The organism is Burkholderia sp. BCC1988, from assembly GCF_905339895.1.
In the GTDB taxonomy this organism is placed as follows: domain Bacteria; phylum Pseudomonadota; class Gammaproteobacteria; order Burkholderiales; family Burkholderiaceae; genus Burkholderia.
In genome coordinates, this window is record NZ_CAJPHA010000005.1 from 182,782 (window position 1) to 198,715 (window position 15,934).

The following is a 15,934-nucleotide window of genomic DNA, read 5'->3' on the forward strand; positions in this document are numbered from 1 at the left end:
CCCTTGTCTTTGTTGCATCGGGGTCGGCGTTCGACTCGCGTCGGTCGCCGCCGGCGATCCGGCGACGGGTCCGGCGGCGCTGGCGGATAGCCGGCCGGTTACGTCCGCCAGCCTCGCCCGCGCCGCGCGAGCGCTCACTGCGCGTTGCGCGTGCTCTGTAACTGCTCGCCGAGCCCCGCGATCCCGAGGCGCACCGTCTGACCCGCCTTCAGGAACACCGGCGACGGCTTGATGCCCATCCCGACGCCCGGCGGCGTACCGGTCGTGATCACGTCGCCCGGTTGCAGCGTCATGCAGGTCGACAGGTAGGCGATCAGTTGCGCGACGGTGAACACCATCGTGCGCGTGTTGCCGTTCTGATAGCGGTGGCCGTCGATCTCGAGCCACAGGTCGAGGCGCTGCGGATCGGGCACCTCGTCGCGCGTGACGAGCCACGGGCCGATCGGGCCGAACGTGTCGAAGCCCTTGCCCTTGTCCCACTGGCCGCCGCGCTCGATCTGCCACTCGCGCTCGGACACGTCGTTGACGACGCAGTAGCCGGCGACGTAATCCAGCGCGCGCGCTTCGTCGACGTCCTTGCACGTCGCGCCGATCACGACGCCCAGTTCGACTTCCCAGTCCGTCTTCACGGAGCCCTTCGGGATGTCGATGCCGTCGTTCGGGCCGCAGATCGAACTGGTCCACTTGCCGAACACCACGGGTTCCTTCGGCACCGGCATGCCGGCTTCGGCTGCGTGATCGGCATAGTTGAGACCAATGCCGATGAACTTGCCGACGCGCCCGACGCAGGCGCCGATGCGCGGCTCGCCGGAGACGAGCGGCAGCGTGGCCGGGTCGATCGCGCGCAGGCGCGCGAGACCGGCGTCGGACAGCGCATCGCCGGCAAGATCCGGCACGTGCGCGGACAGGTCGCGAATCCGGCCGTCCGCGTCGAGAATACCGGGCTTTTCCTGGCCCGACGGGCCATAGCGAAGCAGTTTCATCGTGCTCAACCTCTGTTGTCGAATGTGACAGGATACCGGCCGACGCGGCCGCTGACGGCCACGCGCCGGACTGAATGCCGATCGTCGATGACGCGCGTCAGCCCCCGAATCCGGCAGGCCAATCGACACGCGAGGCTCGCGCAGGCGCAGCGATCGCGGCGCCGCACCGGGTGCGACGCGCATCGAACGGGCGGCCGCCGGTCTGCGCATCGGCGACGACGGCCCGGCCTCCGCGCCATGTGCCGGCCGGTGCCGGTCGGCTTCACGCGCGGCCGCACCGTCGCTGGCCCGCCGCTCTTTGTACCATCGGCGGCCCGCCGTGAAATGGCGCGCGACGGATACCGACTATTGGTGCGCCTGCGGAGATTGCACAGCAGCATCGGGGCCGCCGAACCATCCGGCTTTACGCCCAATGCCGCGGTCCTTCGATACCGAAAGATGAATGTCGAATATTTCTTACGACCCTGTCATCGGGAACGGCACGTAATCCGTTCTTGCTGGACAACGATCGACAAAAAGACGCCGCATTGCACACTGAACGTTTATTGTCAGGCTCGTCCGGACGGCAGTCACATCCGCCTGCGGCTTCGCGAATCTGCGTGCAAACCGGCCAGCGTGCGTCGCCAACCGATTGGCCATTCCCGGACTTCCTACCATGACGCAAACGACCAATAACCCGCTCCCCGGCAGCGACGCACGGGCGTCGATGGGCGCAGCCGACCGCTATCGCGCACCCGCCCTCGACAAGGGGCTCGACATTCTCGAACTCCTGTCGGAACAAAAGGAAGGGCTCACCCGCACCGAAATCACGAAGGAGCTCGGCCGCAACGCGAGCGAGATCTACCGGATGCTCGAACGTCTCGTCGCGCGCCGCTACGTGATGCGCTCGAGCGGCGGCGACCGTTACACGCTCAGCCTGAAACTGTTCGCGCTCGCGCACCGCCATCCGCCGATGAACCGGCTGATCGCCGAGGCCTTGCCGCTGATGCAGCGCTTCGCCGATGCGGCCGAACAGTCGTGCCATCTGACCGTCTACGATCGCGGCAACCTGCTCGTGATCGCACAGGTGGACGGCCCCGGCCCGTGGGGCGTGTCGGTGCGGCTCGGCTCGCGCGTCGGGCTTGCCGATACGGCGTCGGGACGCGTGATGCTGTCGTTCCAGGGTACCGAGCAGCGCGCGCACATGCTGGTCGAGCATCGCAAGGTCAAGGGTGAAACGCCGATGAACGAGCAGGAACTCGCGCACGCGTGCCAGTCCATCCGCCAGTCCGGCTACGTGCGCCAGGACAGCCGCCAGGCATACGGCGTCACCGACCTGAGCGCGCCGATCCTCGGCCCGGCCGGCCATGCGATCGCGGTGCTGACCTGCCCATACATGCGCCGGATCGACGCGCACATGGCGCCGTCCGTGGAGGTGGTCGTCGCAAGGCTGCGCGATACGGCAGGCCAGTTGTCGATGTGCCGCGCGGAGACTTGCTGATTGTTGTCGAGCGGGCGACCGGGTTGAAATTGGTCGGGCGAGCGGGCGGGCGCGGCGGGCGGTCGTTCGGTCAGCGGGTCGGGCAGGCCGGTGCGACGCCGCCCACGCGGTATGCGATGCGAGCCGGTCGCGCAGGCGTTCGTACCGGCATTCCGCAGACCGTTTCCGGATGCGCGGACGCCGCGCTACGCTAGAATAGCGGCCCTCTCAAAAACTACGGCGGCCGGCTGTCGCGGCCGTCGTATCCGATGGATGTCATGGCCAAACTTCTGAACGATCAAGAATTCCAGCGTTTCTCCGAACTTCAGCAGAAGCAGGCGAGCTTCACGATCACGTCCGAGGAAGCGGACGAGCTGCGCGACATCGTCGCGCGCGCGCAGAAGAAGCGCGACGACCGTGCCGCAGCGATGCGGGCGATCGAGAACTACATCGAGCAGTTCGACATCACGCCCGACGAACTCTTTTCGCCCGAGCAGATTGGCGACGCCGCACGTACCTACGGCCTCATCACGGCCACCAAGAAGGAACGCACGCTGCCGCCGTCGATCACGTACAACGGCAAGCCGTACCAATGGACCAAGACGCTTCCGGACGACGTGCGCGGCGCGCTGTTCGATGCATTCACGTCCGGCGAATCGGTCAAGCGCTTCATCGCGATGCCGAAGGACATCGCGCGTTGCGCGCTGACGATCGCCCGCCTCGAGCGCGAAACCGGCGGCATCTATGCCGACGCGCACCTCGAAGAACTCGCGATTTCGCGTGAGCAGGTGAACGACGCGGCATCGAAACTCGCTGCATAAACGCTGCTGCGGGCACGGTTCATGCGTGCCCGCACCGGCCGGACGCCGGCAACAACCGGCGCCGCGCCAGCCGGAGCACTGCGTTTGCAAGCTCCCGAAAAGTCTCACCGAAGCGTCCCGTAAACGCTCACCCAGACATCCCGGAAAAGCTCACCTGAAGCCCCCGGAGACGCTCACCAACCCCTTCCCGAATGTTCTCACCGATGCCTCCCGGAGATGCTCACCGGGCCCTCCCGGAAAGGCTCACCAGGGCTTCCTGCAAGGGCTCACCGGCAGTTCCCCGGAAAGGCTCACCGAGCGCTCCCGTATCGGCTCACCCGACAGCTCCCGGAAAAGCTCCCTCGTGGCTCCCGAAAAGTCTCACCTTTGCTCTGTTCCCGATCCTGCGCATGCGAAATGCCGGAGTTCATGCGCTCGACCATGACACCCCGGAACCGGTGATACGCGGAGGTCATCGGCACACGCAACGCGCCCGCCGCGGATGCCGTGACTCGACGCGTTCGCCGTTTCCCGCCGGTCACCGAGCGACTGTCGTACAGATCCACGCAATCGAGCGAACCAGTCGAACGATCGGCATGCCGAACGTCGACGAATTCGCTCGGCAGTGCCTGTACACCATCGACATCATGCATGCCGTACCGACTCTGCACGCTGCCGCCGGACGCGCGAGCACGCTCACCCACGCGATTACGGTTGCAGCTTCATCCTGAACCCCACCACGCCGGGTTCCTCCGTCGTCGACACGGCGAAGCCGCACGACTTCGCCAGCGAGATCATCGCGGTGTTCTCGCGCAGCGCCTCGCCGATCATCCATCCGGTGCCGCGCGACCGCGCATAGTCGATGATGCGGGTCATCATCAGCCGCCCGAGGCCCTTGCCCTTCTGGTCGGGCCGCACGGCGATCGCGAACTCCGCCGTCTCGTTGTCGGGATCGGTAACCGCACGCGCCACCGCGAGCGTGTGCGACCGGCCCGACGCGTCGGAGAACGACACGATGAAGGCCATCTCGCGGTCGTAGTCGATCTGCGTCATGCGCGCGACTTGCGAATGATCGAAGCTGCGCACCGCGCCGAAGAACCGCATCCGCAGATCGTCCGGCGTCATCGCGCCGAGCAGTTCGTTGTGTGCTTCCTCGTCTTCCGGACGGATCGGACGGATCGTCACGGTCTCGCCGCGCCATTCGAGCGTCTGCTCGAGATGGCGCGGATACGGCATGATCGCGAGCCGGCTGCGCCCGGCCGCCACCGTGATGCGCGGCCCGACCACGTATGCCCGATCGGACAGCACGCGCAGCGTGACCGACATCGCGACGACTTCGCGCACGTCGCAAACGACTTGCGACAGTGCCGTCAGCGCATCGAGCGTGGGTTCGACGGGCGTGCGGCGCGCATATGGCGAACGCTCCATCACCGCGCGGGCGAGCACCGTATTCAACGGCGGCAGCCCGTACACGACGAACGGCGCCGATACGCCATCCGCCGGCGGCACGGCATAACGGAACACCGGGCCGAAGTTCGAATCGTCGTACATGTCGACCGTGACGTCGACGATTCTGGCGCCGGCCGATTCGTCGGCCGGTGAATCGGCCGGCTCGCCGTGCAGGCCGAAGTGGGAGAGCCAATGCAACGCCGCTTCGCCGGCCAGTTCATGCTCGCCGGCCTCGACCATCCGTCGCGCCTCGGCCTGCGCGGATGCAACGCATTCGGCCGGCTGCGGCGGCGTGCCCTCGGGCGTCTGCATCAGCAACTGCCGCCCGAGGTTGTAGTCGACGAGCCGTGCGTATGCGCGCGCAAGCCGCTGCGGCGTGGTGTGCACGGGAATGCCGTTCGCGTGCAGCGCGTCGCGCGTCGCCGCGTCGACCGCACCGAAGAAACACGCGAGGATGCCGCGGTACGCGTACTGCCGCGATTCGATCAGCGTGCGCGCGACCGCGTCGGCCGGCGCGCTGTGAGACGTCGAATGCACGACGAACAGCGTGCCCGTTTGCGGAAACGGCGCGAGCGCCTCGATGGCGGCGCCGAAATGTTCGGGACGCGCATCGTCGCCGAGCGTCAGCGGATTGCCGGGGGCGGCCAGATGCGGCAGCGCGACCGCGACCGCCGACGTGGCCGCCGCCGGCCAGTCGGCCAGCACGTCGCGCACCTCCGCGACCGCATCGACCGCGAGTTTCGCGACGCCTGCGTCGCTCGTCACGAGCGTCGCCGCGCCGCGCGCGGTGACGCGCCCGACGCCGAGCGTCTCGATCTCGTCGAGCAGATCGTCGAGCGCATCGACACGCACCAACCCCGCGCGCTGGAACGCCGCCGTGTAAAGCGCGTCGCCGGGATCGGCGCGCCCGGTACGCAGCGCGAGCACCGGCTTGTTGCGCGCCGCCGCGCGCGCTGCCGACATGAACTTGCGCGCGGCGCACACGGTGTCGAGTTCCAGCAGGATCGCACGCGTGCCGGGATCGCTGGCGAGATAGTCGAGCACGTCGCCCGCGTCGACGTCGGCTTCGCGGCCCAGCGCGACGACATGCGAAAAACCGAGGCCTCGCGCATCGGCCCAGCCGAGTACTGCGTTCGTCAGCGCGTTCGATTGCGACACCCACGCGACGCCGCCCGATCGTGCCGTATAGGCCGGCGCGCCGAAATGCGCATGCCGCGCGGGCGACAGCACGCCGAGACTGCCGGGCCCGACGATTCGGAGCACGAACGGTTTCGCGGCCTTGAGCGTGCGATCGAGCGCGGCGCGATCGGCGTCGGTGCGCGCCTCGCCGACGATCACCGCGACGCGCGTGCCGATCTCGCCGAGCTTGCGTACGATGCCGGCCCACGTGGCAGGCGGCGTGCAGATCACGGCGACCGACGGCGGCGCGGGCAGCCGGTCGACATCGGTCACGACCGTGTGCCCGTTCAGTTCGCGATGCTTCGGATTGACGGGCCACACGGGCCCGTCGAACGCGCCGTCGAGCACGCGCGCCCACACCATCGCACCGATACTGCCCGCGCGCGACGATGCACCGACGACCGCGACGGAGCTGGGCTGGAATAACGCATCGAGATGGCGGACGGTCACATCGGCTCCATACGGTAACGAAAGACGACACGACCGGCACACAGGCACGGATGGCCGTGCACCGGTCGACGCGAACTCCAAGCATAGGCGAACCCGATGCGGCTGCCTATATGCCGAACGGCCAACTGTGCGACGCGCATCAATGCCCGCAACATGGGCCGGTCGCCGACGCCTTCGCACGACGCAATGGGCGAAGGCGACACGATGCGGTCATCCGGCCGTCACTTCAAAGGTGAGGATTTACAGGAACCATGGTGAGCAACTTCGGGAATTGCACGGCGCAATGCGCCAATGCGCGAGAGGTGACGGCAATCGGCGGTACGTCAGCACCGCGGCGATCGACAACGCCAATGCGCGCATGCCGCGTAATTGCGGGGTTGTTTACCGGAATTCGCGGCGATATCCGGTCGAATCGCGGTGAATTCGCAAAACGGGATCCGTCAATCGCGCGGCATTGGCGTTCAATTCGCGGTTTCAAGTCGTGCTGTCGCCACCCAAAAACAAAACGGTGCGACGGCCGCATGGCCGTTCGCACCGTCAGTCAGCGCACGAAAGGTGAGGATTTTCGGGAGTCAGTCCTTGATCAGGAAACGCGCGCGGTTCTTGCCGAGCCATGCCGGCGCACGCCCGCGGCCACTCCACGTTTCGCCCGTCTTCGGATTCAGGTACTTCGGCGGCAACGGACGCTTCGGTTTCGCGGCGGCAGCAGTGCCGATCGGCCGGAAACCGAGCTCTTCCGCGGTAATGTCGAACTCCTCGATTTTCGCCCGAATGGCGGCAATCGCATCGGCAATCGCCTTTTCGCGTTCCTTGTCGATCTTTTGCTGAAGTCTTTCGAGCTGCGCTGTCAGTTGCCTGTAGGTCGCCATATTGGATGGGACTCCGTGAGTGTTATTCATGAAAAATAGCCGACTCCAAGCGAATGGAAAAGCGCTTCACCCGATTATGGTCTCCTTATCCAGGCATATCGGGATCAATAGCCGCTTTTCCTCTTGCATGCGAAGAGAAGATTTCGCACGGCGTCATCGGTCGATTGCTGGAGAACGTCGTATTCCCCATTGCAGATGGCGCGGGCATTGTCCGTGCAATTGCTCCAGTCGCTGCCGGTGCACTGCACCTGCGTAGTCGGGCGCCCGTCAGAAGTGAACAGCGGCGCCCCACCGCCGCAGCCGCCGAGCCCCGCAACCAGGGCCAACAATCCGGCCCGACGCCAATGCGTTCGAGGCCACCGACAGACCGACGCAAGCATGTGATTCATTGTTCTTTCCGTCAACCGATTTTTGAATGCCGCGAGTATGCCACGCACCGTCGTCACACGTTCAGTCCCGCGCTCGGTCCGGCGTCCGGTCCGGGCGTCCGCGCGTCTTGTACGGCACGGCCCGGTGCGGATCGTCGGTGATGCGAACGAACACCTGCTCGACGTCGGGGAGCGCGCCGAGTTCGCGCGCCAGCGCCTCCCGATCGAATGCCGGATCGGCGCACCCTTCGACATAGATGAAGCGCCGCTGCACGGTGATCCACAGGCTCGTGCCCTGCAGACGATCGGTGCCCGCGAAATGCGCTTTCGCCGCCTCGGCGATCGGCGCGTCATACATATAGGAATTCGGTTTCGTGCAGCGGTGAGCGAGCCAGCAGGTGGTCCCGCGCTCGGCGCGGTAATGCGCGTCGTCCGTCATCTCGGCGCGCGTCATCCACGGGCCGAGCGGCAGCGGGCATTCCGCGAAGCCCCGCGACAACGCGACGAACGGATCGTTGTACCAGTTGCGCCGCACCGCAGGCGAATCCGCATCGTCCGCCTGAGCGAACGAGGACGTCGCCGCCAGTATGGCCAGCCATCCGGCAATGCCGATTCGCTTCATCGTTGTCTCCTGTCGGGCACTTCACCGGTGCCGTTCGTCATGTCCGGGCGCATCGGCCACCGCTTGCTAGCGGTCGATCCCGAGCGCCGCGAGTTTCTTGTAGAGCGTCGCCCGGCCAATGCCGATGCGGGCGGCCGCTTCTACGACCTTCCCGTCACAGGCCGCGAGCGCGTCGATCAGGAACTGGCGCTCCCACGCGGCCAATGCATCGGCATACGAAACGACCGGCACACCGGCGGCACCCGATGCGTCGCCCGCGTCCCGGCCGAGCGGCAACGGAACAGCCCGCGTGCCCGCCGGCACGCTGTCCGGCGCCACGCGCACCGGCCCGAGGAACGGCGCGAGCGCACCCGCATCGATCACCGAGCGATCCGACAGCATCAGCGCGCGCTCGAGCGTATTGCGCAACTCGCGCACATTGCCCGGCCACGGGTACGCGCACAGCATCCTCAGCGCATCGTCGGTCAGTTCGCAGTGCGCGGCACGGCCGTGCTGCGCGGCGAGTTCCTCGAGCGTCGCATAGACGAGCGCCGCGATGTCGGACGCGCGCTCGCGCAAGGGCGGCGCGTGAATCGTCAGCACGTTGAGCCGGTAATAGAGATCCGCGCGAAAGCGGCCGGCCTCGACCAGCGCCGGCAGGTCGGCCGACGTCGCGGCGATGATCCGCACGTCGGCGCGCACGATCCGGTTCGAGCCGACCGGTTCAAACTCCTTGTCCTGCAGCACACGCAGCAGCTTGCCCTGCAGCGGCAACGGCATGTCGCCGATCTCGTCGAGAAACAGCGTGCCGCGATCGGCCAGTTCGAACTTGCCGACGCGTCCCTTGCGGTCGGCGCCGGTATACGCGCCCGGCGCCGCGCCGAAGAATTCGGTTTCGAGCAGCGTGTCGGGAATCGCCGCGACGTTGACGGTCACGAGCGGCTGGAGCGCGCGCGCCGACGCCGCGTGGATCGCATGCGCGAGCAGTTCCTTGCCGGTCCCCGTCTCGCCGAGCAGCAGCACCGGCGAATCGACCTGTGCCGCGCGCCGCGCCTGCCGCTTGGTTTCGAGGCTTGCGGCGCTCGTGCCGACGAAGCTAGCGAACGTGTATTTCGCGCGGCGCGCCTGCGCGAGCGAACGCTGCGTCGCGATCAGTTGCTGCTGAAGCTGCGCGTAACGGGAAAAGATCGGCGTGAGCGTCTTCAACTGGTCGAACAGCGCGAAGCCGATCGCGCCGACCGTCTCGCCCGCCTCGTTCTTCAACGGCAGGCGCGTGACGACGAGCGGCTCGCGGCCCGTCTCCATGATGTCGAGCAGGATCGGCTGTCCGGTCGACACGACCTCGCGCATCAGGCTGTTCGGAATCACCGCCTCGCAGTCGAGGCCGACCGCCTGCTGCGGATCGGCGAACCCGAAGCGCGCCGCATAACGCTCGTTCATCCACACGACGCGCGCGTCGCGATCGACGACCACCGTGCCCGCACTCGAATCCTCGAAGGTCCGAAACAGCGACTCGGCGGCGCGCAGCAGCACGTCGCCGTAATTGACGGGCAGGCGCGCCCAGTCGTTCATCATCGTGTCGTCGTCTCCGCGTATGCTTGGCCGGATGTCTCCGGAACGGGACGCAGTATCTCATTTTGGAGACACGCCGGAATGCCTTGTCCGGGAAAGCCCTGCCCGCTTCGATCGGCTGTCCCGACGGCCAAAGCGTCTCCGGATGGAGACGATTTATGTAGAATCTTCAGACATTGGCCGGCGCGGGCCCGCCGGCCTGCGCCGGACCCATGTCCGGCGGCGCAATGCGGCCGATGGCACGAAATCTGCAAGAACCTGGGCCGGTCCGCGGCGCGCTCCGCGATCGAACAACAACCAAAGCCATTCCAAGCTATTAGGAGACTCCCTTGTCTTTCGTGATCGTCCTCGCCGCGCTGGCGTTCCTGATGTTCGCCGCGTATCGCGGCTACAGCGTGATCCTGTTCGCGCCGATCGCCGCGCTCGGCGCAGTCCTGCTGATCGAACCCGCCGCCGTCGCACCGGTCTTCTCCGGCATCTTCATGGAGAAGATGGTCGGCTTCGTCAAACTGTATTTCCCGGTATTCATGCTCGGCGCCGTGTTCGGCAAGGTGATCGAACTGTCCGGGTTTTCCGAGTCGATCGTGCACGCCGCGATCCGCTACATCGGCCGCTCGCGCGCGAATGCGGTGATCGTCGCGGTGTGCGCGCTGCTCACCTATGGCGGCGTGTCGCTGTTCGTCGTGGTGTTCGCGGTGTACCCGTTCGCGGCCGAGCTCTATCGCCAGAGCAACATTCCGAAGCGGCTGATGCCCGGCGCGATCGCGCTCGGCGCGTTCTCGTTCACGATGGACTCGCTGCCCGGCACGCCGCAGATCCAGAACATCATCCCGACCACGTTCTTCAAGACGACCGCCTGGGCGGCACCCGCACTCGGCACGATCGGCTCGCTGTTCATCATCGTCGTCGGCCTCGCGTACCTGGAATGGCGCCGCCGTTCGGCGATGGCGAAGGGCGAAGGCTACGGCACGTCGCTCGTCAACGAGCCGGAGCGCGTCGAAGCGACAGCACTGCCGAATCCGGCGCTGGCGATCCTGCCGCTGCTCCTCGTCGGCGCGTCGAACTTCACGTTCACGAAGCTGATTCCGCAGTGGTACGGCGCAGCGTCGTATACGGTCGCGCCGGACGTGCTGCCCGGCGTGCACACGCCGGTCACGACGTCGATCAAGACCGTCGTCGCGATCTGGTCGGTCGAGGCCGCGCTGCTGCTCGGCATCGTGCTGGTCGTCCTGACCGCGTTCAAGCGCGTCAGCGACCGCTTCGCCGCCGGTTCGAAGGCCGCCGTCGGCGGTGCGCTGCTCGCCGCGATGAATACCGCATCGGAATACGGGTTCGGTGGCGTGATCGCCGCGCTGCCGGGCTTCCTCGTCGTCAGCGACGCGCTGAAGAGCATTCCGAACCCGCTCGTGAACGCGGCCGTGTCGGTCAGCTCGCTCGCCGGCATCACCGGGTCGGCGTCGGGCGGCATGAGCATCGCGCTCGCCGCGATGTCGGACCTGTTCATCAAGGGCGCGCAGGCCGCCAACATTCCGATGGAGGTGCTGCACCGGGTCGTCGCGATGGCCAGCGGCGGCATGGACACGCTGCCGCACAACGGCGCCGTCATCACGCTGCTCGCGGTCACGGGCCTCACGCACCGCGAGTCGTATCGCGACATCTTCGCGGTCACCGTGATCAAGACGCTCGCGGTGTTCTTCGTGATCGCCGTGTACTACACGACGGGCCTCGTGTAAGCCGCCGCATCGGGCGGCGTTCCGAGCGCCGCCCAACCCTGCCGGCCGCATCGACGCGGCCGGCGCGCCTTCCTCCCTCCGCGTGTTCCCGGCTGTTCGACCGGTCCGGCATTGCCGCAGCGGCATCACAGCGCGATGCTTGTCGCGACGCGCCGCACCTTCCCGATACCTCCGCTTGCAAACCAGCACGGATCGCCGGGATTCGCATCCGCCACTTCGTCCCCGGCCGACCGGAACCACTCGACGCCACATTGCGGTGCAGACCGGACGGCCTGTCGCCCGTCACGTGCCGCCATCCGGGCCGTCCGCTCCACCGTTCATTGTTTCCGGCAGCAGAACACTGCGTTGGGAGCGATCGCATTTTTCCCGCGCGTGGTCGGGCCTACACTGCTTTCAACCGCCGCCGCTTCGTCAAACGGAGTCCGGCCGCCCAGCTGGAAACATGGAGGTCACGATCATGAAGCGCCTGATTCACGCAGTTGCCGTTGCCCTGGCTATATCCGCCCCGCTCGCCGCGCAAGCGCAGTCGAACCCGCCGCTCACGCGCGCGCAGGTCCGCGCCGAAGTGAAGGCGCTCAAGCAGGCCGGCTTCCAGCCGAGCGACTGGTTCTATCCGGCCAGCATCGTTTCCGCCGAAGCGAAGATCGCCCGCCAGCAAGGTGCCGGATATGGCAACGACCGCGGTGCATCACCGGAGTCGGCCCGGTAATCGCCGCAACGACGCGGCCGTCCCGCCCGACCGCTCCGTCGCGAGCCGTCACGCCTTCACCGGCTCGATCAGTTTCGCGCATGCCGCTGCCTGCGGATCGCCCGCCGGCAGCTTCGCGCACACTCCGTCGAACTGCTTCACGACCGACCTGACCGACGCATCGTGCGCGCCGCCGCCGCGCCAGCGATTCAGTTGCGTGACGACCTTGGTCAGCGCGCGCAGGTTCGCCCCATAAAACGCATCCTTGGTCTTGCCGGCCTGCGCGAGCACGCTCGCGGCGATCGCTTCGATCCGTGCAGAATCGTCCGGCGCCAGCGCGACCGCATTCGCGAAATAGGTCGCGCCCCAGCGCAGCTTGGTCGCCGGTCCGCTCGCCGAGTCGTATGCCTTGCTGTACCAGTCGAGCGCCGCGGCCTTGTCGCCGCGCGCCTTCGCATTCGCGGCCAACCCCGACATGAAGTAGTACGGCGTCGCCGAACGCGGCAACTCGGCCTTCAGCAAGACGTCGGATTCCTCGTACAGCCCCGCGTCGGTCAGCGTGTCCGCCGCTTCGCTGACGAGCGCCTGCCGCTCGTACGCGTTCGCGGCGCCCTGCACCGATGCGGCGATCTGCTTGCGCGCGGTGTCGACCAGCGCCGGCGCGCCGCCGTGCGCGTCATTGCGCGCGAGCAGCACACGGCCGTGCAGCGCCATCAGCCGGTCGATCGACGACAGCGTCGAATCGGTCGACAGGCGCGCGAGCGCCGTGTCGTACGCGTCGCGCAGCGTCGTGCGCTGCGCGGCGTCGCCGCCGAGGTATGCGACCACGCGCGCGGGCGCCGCGACCAGCACGTCCGAATCCGCCCGCGCCAGCGCCGGTTCGCACAACACCGCGCGCAGCGCGTCGGCGAGCGCCGCCTTGTCGAGCGCGCCGGCCTGTGCGGGATCGTCCGATGCCGCCACCACCGCCGACTTCAGCGCGAACCGCGCGGCGTCCGCCTTCGCGCCGGCGGCACGCGCACGTTGCGACAGCGTCTGCAGCGTCAGCGCGACACGATCGGCCGGCACCGGCAGCGCGCCGTCGGTGTCCCAGGAATAGTCGGCCAGCAGATGCCATTCGGCCGGCGTCAGCGCCGCGCCGTTGTTCAGCGCGGTCGAGAGCGTCTGCCGCACCGGATGCGCGGCCGTCATCCCGAGCGACAGCGCCTGCATGTAGCGCTCGAGATCGGCCTCGCCCGGCAGCCGCGTCACTTCGGTGCCGTCCGGACGGAACAGGATCATCGTCGGATAGCCGTGCACCTTGAAGCGCTCGCCGAGCTTCTGCGCGCTTTCGGTATCGCCGTCGAGATACACGGGCACGAAGAACGACGAGCGAGCCTTGAATGCCTGCTGGCTGAAGATCGTCGACTTCACCTGGTTGCACGACGGGCACCATACGGCACCCCAGTACAGCAGCAGCGGCTTGCCGGTGCGCTTCGCGAGCGCGAACGCGGCATCGACGCCGCCCTGCTGCCAAGCGATGCCGGGCGGCAGATGCGCGCCGCCGCTCGACGGGCCCGATACGGGAGCGCCCTGCGGCGCGTTGGCGGCAAACGCCGCACCTGCGGCGGCGAACAGGCAGGCGACAGTCAGGTTACGGAGGACGGTTTTCATCACGGCGGGTTCCGTTGAAAGAGACGGTTGCGGATAGCGGCGTCGCGCGACGGCGGAACCGGTACGCTGCGACGGCCGGCCCATGCGCACGAAACGGCGAAGCGAAAACACGACGAAGCGATGCAACGACGAAGGGTATCGACGGATGGCACGACGCATGCCGGCATCGGCCGTGGGCATCGCGTAGGGATCACGCAGGCATCGACGCGAAAGGCCCCGACCCGCCGCTTCATGCGCACACCGCGCAGCAGTACCAACTGCGGCGACCACAGCGACCGGCAAATCATTCGACGATACGATTCGCGCGGCCGGTTGAAAACGAACTAATTCTCGAATGGATATGAAGTGTGGCGTCGCCGACGTGCGCGCCTGCGCGGTCGACGCGACCACCCACTGCGCTGCATGCGGCGCTGCATTGACTGCCGTCGGTCGCTGCACGCGATCGGGTACACGGAGGCAGGCACGACAAGGCGCACGGCATGGCCAATGCATGCACATGCCGCGGCCGATGCAACGACGCGCCGGCCCGCACGCGCTTCAGCACGCGTCCATCACTGCCGCCCCTTGATCCGCGCCATCTGAAACACCGATGCATACGCACCGTCGCGCAGCGCATAGTCCGGCGCCTCGCCTTCTATCCGGAAGCCGTGCTTTTCGTACAGTGCGATCGCCGCCGGGTTGTCGACGAACACCGTCAATTCGAGACGCGTGATGTTCAGCCAGTTTTCGGCGAGTTCGATGGCGGCGGCCAGGAGCCGGCTGCCGATGCCGCGCCCGTGATGTGACGCATCGACCATCATCCCGAGCGACGCGGCATGACGCCGGCGCGGGTTCTGCTCCGGATGCAGCCCGAGATGGCCGACCACCGCGCCGTCGAGTTCGGCGACGAGGCTCACGCCCTGTTCGCGCAGGCGTTCGAGCCGCTGCTGCCATTTCTCGTGCGACGGAAACGGATGCTGGAGCGTGTTCATGTACACCGCGGGGTGCGCGATGATGTGCCGGATCGCGTCAACGTCGTGCGTCTCGCTGTGCCGGATCGTGATATCGGTCATGACTGGATGGAGTCGAAGGTATCGGGCCGGGGCATATTGCCGCGCGTATGCAACAACGCATCGAGCTTATCCGATTTCACGCCGATGAAACATGGTTGCCGCACGACACGATGCCGTTGCACGCACAACCACATCGCGTAACGCCAGCTTCACGAAATCGGCAATTCCCGACCGTTGTCGCCAAGCGCAATCGGTAATTTCGACCACTCCGACGTCTTCCCCGCGCGTCACAGATTAGTTGTGCACGCAACGTCATAAACGCGACACACCCTGTCATTTCCACATCACGCCGACGTCATCTGCGCTCCCTAGACTGGCCGCGCCCTGCCCGGCACTCGCCGGGCCCGCATGTGCCGTCGCGCAACGCGGACGGCTCGCTCGCGGACGCCGACGTCGCCGTCGAGTACCACGACTTCGCGCCGACCACGTCGAGCCGGCCCGCGGCCGACGGCCGTCCGTACGGCCGGGCCCGCGCGTGCCGATGTGGGTCGTGTCGCCGTGGAGCCGCGGCGGCTGGGCGGCGCTCGCCGCCGACGACGGTAAATATGACCTGTGGGTGCTCGGCCCGAACGGCTATCACCGCCGCTTCACCGGCGACCTGGCCCGGCTGGCCGGCGCGCGCGTCGCATCCGGAGATCCGGATCGGCGACGCGGGCGCGAGCGGCAACCTGCATCTGCGGCTGCACAACGACGGCGGCGGCCCGGTGCGCTTCACGGTGAAGTCGAACAAGGTGTACGGCCTGTCCGGCCGCGGTGCGAACGACGAGCGCGGCCACGGCAACGAGGACGGCATCAGCCAGGGTCGCGGGCACGGCAGCGACGCCGGCACGACGTGGACAGTCACGGTGCGCGCCGGCGGCCGGTCGGAGCTGCACTGGCAGCTCGACTCGACCGGCCACTGGTACGACTTCGTCGTCACCGCCGACAGCGACGCCAGCTTCTCCCGCCGCGTGGCCGGCCGCGTCGAAACGGGCCGCCACTCGGTCAGCGACCCGGCGATGGGCCTCGCCGACCGCTTCTGACGGCGCCCGCGCCGCCCGGCCGCGCACCGGCCGGGCGCCGGGCGCGGATCGGTCCG

Annotated in this window: 12 protein-coding genes and 1 pseudogene; 5 read left to right on the top strand and 8 right to left on the bottom strand. The window is 67.4% G+C overall.

Annotated features, from left to right (window positions below):
* Positions 1–134: 134 nt before the first annotated feature.
* The gene (locus tag U4012_RS09165) at positions 135–983 is read right to left on the bottom strand and encodes an ureidoglycolate lyase (RefSeq protein WP_044845006.1); all 849 of its coding nucleotides are present in this window, start codon (positions 981–983) and stop codon (positions 135–137) included.
* 655 nt (positions 984–1,638) lie between these two features.
* Between U4012_RS09165 and U4012_RS09170 the strand changes: the two genes are divergently transcribed.
* Positions 1,639–2,463, top strand: coding sequence for an IclR family transcriptional regulator (locus U4012_RS09170; RefSeq protein WP_185500306.1), 825 nt, complete (start codon positions 1,639–1,641; stop codon positions 2,461–2,463).
* A gap of 248 nt (positions 2,464–2,711) precedes the next feature.
* Positions 2,712–3,263: a hypothetical protein gene (locus tag U4012_RS09175; RefSeq protein WP_321797883.1), complete on the top strand. Its 552-nt coding sequence runs from the start codon at positions 2,712–2,714 to the stop codon at positions 3,261–3,263.
* 687 nt (positions 3,264–3,950) lie between these two features.
* Here U4012_RS09175 and U4012_RS09180 read toward each other — a convergent pair.
* From U4012_RS09180 to U4012_RS09200, 5 genes are all read right to left on the bottom strand, one after another.
* Entirely contained in the window at positions 3,951–6,320 is a 2,370-nt protein-coding gene (locus tag U4012_RS09180) for a GNAT family N-acetyltransferase (protein WP_321797885.1), read from the bottom strand.
* 572 nt (positions 6,321–6,892) lie between these two features.
* Entirely contained in the window at positions 6,893–7,189 is a 297-nt protein-coding gene (locus U4012_RS09185; protein WP_044845003.1) for an H-NS family nucleoid-associated regulatory protein, read from the bottom strand.
* 104 nt (positions 7,190–7,293) lie between these two features.
* Positions 7,294–7,578, bottom strand: coding sequence for a hypothetical protein (locus tag U4012_RS09190; RefSeq protein ID WP_235879175.1), 285 nt, complete (start codon positions 7,576–7,578; stop codon positions 7,294–7,296).
* Positions 7,579–7,639: 61 nt separating this feature from the next.
* Positions 7,640–8,179 carry a BON domain-containing protein gene (locus U4012_RS09195; RefSeq protein WP_321797888.1) on the bottom strand — a complete coding sequence of 180 codons (540 nt, stop codon included), beginning with the start codon at positions 8,177–8,179 and terminating at the stop codon, positions 7,640–7,642.
* A gap of 66 nt (positions 8,180–8,245) precedes the next feature.
* Positions 8,246–9,733 (bottom strand): sigma-54 interaction domain-containing protein, encoded by a 1,488-nt coding sequence (locus U4012_RS09200; RefSeq protein WP_321797890.1) that lies wholly within the window; start codon positions 9,731–9,733, stop codon positions 8,246–8,248.
* A 326-nt stretch (positions 9,734–10,059) separates the two neighbouring features.
* Between U4012_RS09200 and U4012_RS09205 the strand changes: the two genes are divergently transcribed.
* Complete coding sequence (locus tag U4012_RS09205) at positions 10,060–11,463, top strand: GntP family permease (RefSeq protein WP_044845000.1); 1,404 nt, start codon at positions 10,060–10,062, stop codon at positions 11,461–11,463.
* A 457-nt stretch (positions 11,464–11,920) separates the two neighbouring features.
* The gene (locus U4012_RS09210) at positions 11,921–12,172 is read left to right on the top strand and encodes a DUF4148 domain-containing protein (RefSeq protein ID WP_124486051.1); all 252 of its coding nucleotides are present in this window, start codon (positions 11,921–11,923) and stop codon (positions 12,170–12,172) included.
* A gap of 48 nt (positions 12,173–12,220) precedes the next feature.
* Here the strand turns inward: U4012_RS09210 and U4012_RS09215 are convergent, their stop codons facing one another.
* Both U4012_RS09215 and U4012_RS09220 read right to left on the bottom strand, forming a co-directional pair.
* Positions 12,221–13,804 carry a thioredoxin family protein gene (locus U4012_RS09215; RefSeq protein ID WP_321797893.1) on the bottom strand — a complete coding sequence of 528 codons (1,584 nt, stop codon included), beginning with the start codon at positions 13,802–13,804 and terminating at the stop codon, positions 12,221–12,223.
* 551 nt (positions 13,805–14,355) lie between these two features.
* Positions 14,356–14,856: a GNAT family N-acetyltransferase gene (locus U4012_RS09220; RefSeq protein WP_124921176.1), complete on the bottom strand. Its 501-nt coding sequence runs from the start codon at positions 14,854–14,856 to the stop codon at positions 14,356–14,358.
* 332 nt (positions 14,857–15,188) lie between these two features.
* Between U4012_RS09220 and U4012_RS09225 the strand changes: the two are divergent.
* Positions 15,189–15,878 (top strand): annotated as a pseudogene (locus U4012_RS09225) (phospholipase domain-containing protein); the annotation flags it as partial.
* Positions 15,879–15,934 lie beyond the last annotated feature (56 nt).